The sequence below is a fragment of the Bacteroidota bacterium genome (genome assembly GCA_030706565.1).
Classification (GTDB): domain Bacteria; phylum Bacteroidota; class Bacteroidia; order Bacteroidales; family JAUZOH01; genus JAUZOH01.
The window spans coordinates 1-7,014 of the sequence record JAUZOH010000198.1; the positions used below are offsets into that span (position 1 = coordinate 1).

A 7,014-nucleotide genomic window follows, 5' to 3' on the forward strand; every position below is an offset into this window, starting at 1 on the left:
AATGTTGCTGGATCTTCCAAATTTTTAAGACTCATACGTGAGAAAAAATATGAAGAAGCCATCACCATAGCCCGCCACCAGGTGGAAGGTGGGGCCCAGATTATTGATGTCAACATGGACGAAGCTATGCTTGATGCAGAAAAAGAAATGGTGAACTTCCTCAACCTGATTGCCTCTGAACCTGACATTTCCAAGCTGCCCATCATGATCGATTCATCAAAGTGGCCGGTGTTGGAAGCCGGGTTAAAATGCCTGCAGGGAAAATCTGTTGTCAACTCCATCAGTTTGAAGGAGGGAGAAGAAATTTTCAGGGAACATGCCGGAAAAATCAAACGTTACGGTTCAGCAGTCGTGGTTATGGCATTCGACGAAAAAGGCCAGGCTACAACATTTGAACGGAGAAAAGAAATCTTCTCCAGGGCCTACCGGATTTTGGTAGATGAAGTTCATTTCGCCCCGGAAGACATCATCTTCGATCCCAACGTTCTGGCAATTGCCACTGGTATCGAAGAACACAACCACTATGCGGTCGATTTCATTGAAACAGTCAAATGGATCAAAAGAAATCTTCCTTATGCCAAAGTAAGCGGAGGGATTAGTAACCTCTCCTTTTCTTTTAGAGGAAACAATGTAGTTCGCGAAGCCATGCACTCTGTTTTCCTTTACCACGCCATAAATGCCGGCCTTGATATGGGAATTGTCAATCCCGGTATGTTGCAGGTATATGATGACATTGAGCCCGAATTGCTTCAAAAAGTTGAGGATGTGGTTCTCGATAAACACGCCGATGCAACCGAACAGCTGATTGAACTTGCCGGAAAGCTCAGATCAACAGCCACCGCCCCAGCTGGTGAAGAAAAAGAAGGCTGGAGAAAGAAAACAGTAGAAGAAAGGATTAAATATTCCCTGATCAAAGGGATAACAGAATTTATTGACGAGGATGTCGAAGAAGCCCGCAGGAAGCTGCCAAAAGCTATTGATGTAATTGAAGGTCCCTTGATGACTGCCATGAATGTGGTTGGCGATTTATTTGGAGCAGGGAAAATGTTCCTGCCCCAGGTGGTGAAAAGCGCCAGGGTAATGAAAAAAGCTGTAGCCCGCTTGTTGCCTTACATTGAGGAAGAAAAAGCAAGAGGGGGAGATAAAGGCAATGCAGGCAAAGTATTGCTGGCCACCGTTAAAGGTGATGTACACGACATAGGGAAAAACATTGTCAGCGTTGTTTTGAGCTGCAACAATTATGAAATAATTGACTTAGGGGTGATGGTCCCCTGTGAAAAGATACTGGAGGAAGCACGCAAACAAAAAGCAGATATAATCGGATTAAGCGGCCTGATCACTCCTTCATTGGAAGAAATGGCCCATGTAGCCCAGGAAATGGAAAGGCAAAAATTCACCATCCCGTTGATCGTTGGAGGAGCCACCACTTCCCCCTTGCATACTGCAGTTAAAATTGCACCCCAATATTCGCATCCGGTGGTGCAGGTGAAGGATGCCTCAAAAAGTGTAAAGGTTGTAAGCAGTTTGCTTTCGCCAAATAAACGTGACGGTTATATCAGTCAAATAAACCAGGAATATGAGGCTTACAGGGCAAATCATGCAAAAGAAAATCTTTCCCTGTTTACTCTTGAGGAAGCAAGACAAAACAAGTTTGTCACCGACTGGCAAAAAGCGGCTATCATAAAACCACAAAAACTTGGTATATATTCCTTTACAGATTTTTCGAATAAAGAATTAAGCCAGTATATTGACTGGACATTTTTCTTTATTTTATGGGGCTTGAAACGCAAGTACCCGGAAGTGCTTTCAGATCCTGAGAAAGGCGAGGAAGCCACAAAACTCTTCAAGGATGCCCAAACTTTCCTTAAAGAGATTATTGAAAAGCAGATGTTTGAAGCCAGGGCGGTATATGGTTTATTCCCTGCCAATTCTGTTGGGGATGATATTGAAATATATACCGATGAAAAACGCAACAAAGTTCTTAAGGTCATACATAATCTGCGAAAACAGAGGCAAGATGCTGACGACAACATCAATTACTGCCTTTCCGATTTTATTGCGCCAAAAGAAAGCGGTGTTGCCGATTACATAGGAGCATTTGCGGTTACAGCAGGGCTGGGCATAGAAAAATGGCTGGCCCGGTACGAAGCCGATCATGACGATTATAGAAGTATCATGCTGAAAGGGCTTGCCGACCGCCTGGCAGAAGCTTTGGCAGAATTCCTTCACCTTAAAGTCAGAAAAGAATTCTGGGGTTATGCACCCAATGAAAATCTGAGCTTTGCCGAATTAATTAAGGAAAGCTATCAGGGAATCCGGCCTGCAGCAGGATATCCGGCCTGTCCCGACCATTCCGAAAAAGCAGCCATATTTGATCTGCTTCATGTCACAGAAAATACAGGTATTCAACTAACCGAAAGTTTTGCAATGTACCCGGCAGCTTCTGTTAACGGCTTATACTTTGCCCATCCTCAGGCTCGGTATTTTTCTGTAGGGAAAATCGGACAGGATCAGCTTGCCGACTATTCCCAAAGAAAGGGAATGGAACAAAACGAAGTTAAAAAGCTATTAATCAACAATATTGAATAAATAAAAAAACCACGCAATCAATTAAAACTGAATGACGTGGTTTTTATTTTATTTGCTTTTCTTAGTCCTAAGCCATATTTGCTGGCCGACAACAGGCTGACTTCCAGGTTTCATCCTGTTTTTGCGATACAGAACCCTGAGTTTTACGCCAAACATCTGGGAGATGGAATGCATGGTCTGGCCATTTGCCACAGAATAGAAATCCTTCCCTTCCTCAGCCTTTCGTCTCTTTGGCTGAATATAGATGATCTGACCCTCATAAATCTGAGTATCCTTAGGCAAATCGTTATAACGGCGCAATTCCCAATCCAGCATCTGCATGTCGTCGGCAATTTTGTGCAGGTCATCCCCTTTCTTTGCCACCACATATTCAATCTGGTTATTTTTAAGTACCTGCCGGCTCAGGCCCACAACAAAATTTTCAGCAAATTCACTGCTGGCCTTTTTCGCAGGTTTGAAATTGCCCTGAGCCAGTACCTCCTGGTCAAGTAAATATAGCTGATTGTCCTCAATCACCTTTATCAGATGCTGCGAATAAAGAGGATCGGTAGCATAACCGGCCTGTTTTAAACCCTGCGCCCAACCGATATAATCAGAAGGATCAAGTTTGAAAAGAAAGGAATAACGTTTAGTTTTCATCAAAAAATCGGAATGATCAGCAAATGACTGTTCTGCATCCTGATATTTTCTGAAGCATTCGCCCTTGGCATCATCGTCAAAGTATACCTTTTCGCCATTCCAGTTGTGGCATTTAATTCCGAAATGATTATTGGCCGTGCTCACCAGAGAGCTTTTCCCGTTGTGTGTTTCAATCATCCCTTGTCCGACAATAATACTGGCAGGAATGCCGCTGCGTTTCATCTCTCGTATGGCAAGTTCTTTATACGTATTGATATATTTTTGTCCCTCAGAAGGCCTGGGACTTTGAGCGGCAATAGGATAAAATAAAAAACAAAAAAACCATACAGCAAGGGAATATAGATGTTTTATTTTCATTCAGCTTGTTATTGCAAATTTGAAATATCTGAAATTATTGCCTCATTATCCTGGCAAATTCCTCCCACAAAGGATCCTTAGGCAAAGGAGCTTCAATAAGAATCTCTTCGCCTGAAACGGGATGTGTAAAATGTACACGCCGTGCATGCAGGCTGATACCCCCGTCCTTGTTTGATCTGGGGAAACCATATTTCAAATCTCCCTTTATAGGGCAACCAATTCTTGCGAGCTGACAACGGATCTGATGATGGCGTCCGGTTTGCAGATCAACTTCAAGCAGAAAATAATTGTCCGATTTAGCTAGTAATTTGTAACTAAGGATAGCATTTTTCGAGTTCCTTACTTCGCGGTCGTAAGCATAACTTTTATTCTGATCTGTGTTACGAACCAGATAATGAGTAAGGACATCTTCCTCTTTGGGCGGCTTATTTTTAACAATAGCCCAGTAAGTTTTTTTCACCTCTTTTTCCTTGAACATCAAGTCAAGACGAGTCAGGGCCTTACTCGTACGGGCAAAAAGCACCACACCACTTACCGGCCGGTCAATACGGTGAACAACGCCCAGAAAAACTTTTCCGGGCTTATTGTACTTCACCTTTATATAATCTTTTACCTTCTGGTCCAGGGAGACATCACCCGTCTTATCACCCTGTACAATATCAGAACAGCTCTTATTGACAGCGATGATATGGTTGTCTTCGTATAGTATCTCCAGTTCTCCGTTTGGGCTACCAACCATTAGTATTGTTCTTTTTCGTTAGGGAAATCTCCGGATTTAACATCCTTGACATAATTTCCTATAGCCCCGTTGATTTCGTCAAAAAGATTCAGGTAGCGGCGCAGGAAACGGGGAGAAAAACCCTGCGTAATCCCTAGCATATCGTGAAGAACAAGTACTTGTCCATCTACCTGACCTCCGGCACCAATGCCAATGATAGGTATCTTAAGCTCAGAAGCAACCTGGGCAGCCAGGCTGGCAGGAATTTTTTCCAGGGTGATGGCGAAACAGCCGAGATCTTCAAGCAAATGTGCATCACTAATCAACTTTTGTGCTTCAGCTTCTTCTTTTGCCCTTACCTGATAAGTTCCGAATTTATTAATAGACTGCGGTGTAAGTCCCAGATGGCCCATGATAGGGATACCCGCACTGAGAATCCGCTCAACCGATTCTTTAATTTCCACTCCGCCTTCAATCTTAACGGCACCAGCGCCGGTTTCTTTCATGATACGAATGGCTGAAGCCAAAGCTTCAAGAGAATTGCCCTGATAAGTTCCAAAAGGCATATCAACCACGACCAAGGCACGTTTCACAGCCCTGACTACAGAAGCCGCATGATATATCATGTTATCCAGGGTAATAGGTAATGTTGTGGTATATCCGGCCATCACATTTGAAGCAGAATCACCTACCAATATAGCATCAATCCCCGCATTATCAACAATCTTAGCCAATGAATAATCATAAGCTGTAACCATTGATATCTTTTCACCCCTAGATTTCATTTCCATGAAGGTATGGGTGGTAATACTACGAATATTGCTTTCTACTGACATAACCTTTAATATTTTTATTCAACATAATTTCTAAAAGACAAAGCTACGAATAATAAATATTTTATAAATCCTTTTTAACGTTATTAGATCAAAGTAAAGGCTCCTTCAGGATAATTATGCCAAAAATCAGGCAGGGATAAAGTAAAATTTCATACTTTTGATTAACCTTTCCGCGATGAAAGTGCATTCAATACAAGGAATAAATTTTAGAACAAACCTTATGATTAACAAACAAATGATAGCTCCGGAAAGTATTATTGTAGTGGGAGCTTCTAATAATCTGCATAAACCTGGCGGAAAAGTTTTAAAAAATCTTATTGACGGAGGATATAAAGGAAAAATCTTCGCTGTTAATCCGAAAGAACAAGAGATACAGGGTATCCCTTGTTATCCTGACGTAAGCGAGGCGCCCTCTGCCGATCTGGCCATTATTGCCGTAGCTGCAAAATATTGCCTGCCAGTGGTCGAAGAACTGGCAAAAGTAAAACATACACTGGCTTTTATAATTATTTCAGCCGGTTTTAGCGAAGAAAGCCAGGAAGGAGCCATACTTGAAAAACAGATAACAAATGTAATTGACAGTGTTGGAGGATGTCTGATTGGCCCCAACTGCATTGGCATCCTCAACCAAAATCATCACAGCATTTTCACCACTCCCATTCCCAAGGTATCTCCGCAGGGTTGTGATTTAATCTCGGGTTCAGGGGCAACAGTAGTGTACATCGTAGAATCAGGACTTCCCAAGGGTTTGAAATTCTCATCCATCTTTTCGGTTGGCAATTCGGCTCAGACAGGGGTTGAAGAAGTACTCGAATACCTGGATGAAACCTTTGATTCCCAAACCAGTTCGAGGACTAAAATCTTATATGTCGAAAGCATTAAAAATCCAGATAAATTTCTGCAACATGCTTCATCGTTGGTTAGAAAAGGCTGTAAAATAGCAGCCATCAAAGCAGGGACATCAGCAGCAGGAAGCCGTGCAGCTTTATCTCATACGGGCGCTCTGGCCAGTTCCGATCTGGCAGTGGAGGCATTATTCAGGAAAGCCGGCATTGTCAGGTGTTTTGGACGCGAAGAGCTCACCACAGTCGCCTGTGTATTGATGCATAAGGAAATCAAAGGGAAAAACATAGCCATCATCACCCATGCAGGCGGTCCTGCCGTCATGCTAACCGATGCACTTTCCAAAGGAGGTTTTAACATCCCTCCATTCCAGGGCAAATACGCCGAAGAATTAAAACAACAGCTTCTTCCCGGATCGGCAGTTTCTAACCCTATCGATATACTGGCTACAGGTACAGCCGAACAATTAGGCATTGCCATTGATTATTGCGAAAATCATTTCGATGAAACGGACGCCATCATGGTGATTTTCGGCAGTCCCGGACTGGTAAAGGTTTTTGATGCCTATAATGTTTTGCATCAAAAGATGGAAACCTGTTCTAAACCCATCTTCCCTGTTTTGCCTTCCCTGTTCAATGCCCATGATGAAATCGACTTATTCCTTTCGCAGGGGCATGTGATCTTTCCGGATGAAGTATTGCTGGGAACGGCCATTACCAAGGTACTCAATACGCCTAAACCGGCTGAAGAAAAAATCAGCTATGAAGGTGTGGATATTCCGAAGATAAGAAGCATCATTGAAAAATCGCAGGACGGATATGCCGATTTTCCTGTTATTCAAGACCTGCTTCATGCCTGTGGCATACCAACGGTAAAAGAAGTGGTCGCGACAAGCCGCAAACAGATTATTTCTTATGCCAATGAATTCGGCTACCCACTTGCCTTAAAGGCAGTTGGTCCTTTACACAAATCAGATGTGGGAGGAGTGGTACTCAATATTAAAACGGAACGGCATCTTTTAATTGAATATAG

General features: G+C 42.8%; 5 protein-coding genes. 2 read left to right on the forward strand and 3 right to left on the reverse strand.

Translation table 11 applies throughout. The annotated features are described in order from the left end of the window. Window positions 1-2,589 (forward strand): methionine synthase (gene metH, locus Q8907_10570; protein ID MDP4274711.1); only part of this gene is annotated, 2,589 nt, incomplete at its 5' end. Window positions 2,590-2,637: 48 nt separating this feature from the next. On the opposite strand, the gene Q8907_10575 is transcribed toward metH, so the two are convergent. Genes Q8907_10575 through panB form a run of 3 tightly spaced genes read right to left on the reverse strand, consistent with a single transcriptional unit; the run spans window position 2,638 to window position 5,139 of the window. Next, window positions 2,638-3,585 carry a glucosaminidase domain-containing protein gene (locus Q8907_10575; GenBank protein MDP4274712.1) on the reverse strand — a complete coding sequence of 316 codons (948 nt, stop codon included), beginning with the start codon at window positions 3,583-3,585 and terminating at the stop codon, window positions 2,638-2,640. A gap of 34 nt (window positions 3,586-3,619) precedes the next feature. Beyond that, a complete protein-coding gene (locus Q8907_10580) occupies window positions 3,620-4,300 on the reverse strand; it encodes an RluA family pseudouridine synthase (protein MDP4274713.1) in 681 nt (226 codons plus the stop codon). 23 nt (window positions 4,301-4,323) lie between these two features. Continuing rightward, window positions 4,324-5,139 (reverse strand): 3-methyl-2-oxobutanoate hydroxymethyltransferase, encoded by an 816-nt coding sequence (panB, locus tag Q8907_10585; GenBank protein ID MDP4274714.1) that lies wholly within the window; start codon window positions 5,137-5,139, stop codon window positions 4,324-4,326. A 220-nt stretch (window positions 5,140-5,359) separates the two neighbouring features. Between panB and Q8907_10590 the strand changes: the two genes are divergently transcribed. Continuing rightward, window positions 5,360-7,014: CoA-binding protein (locus Q8907_10590; GenBank protein ID MDP4274715.1), on the forward strand; the 1,655-nt coding region annotated here is incomplete at its 3' end.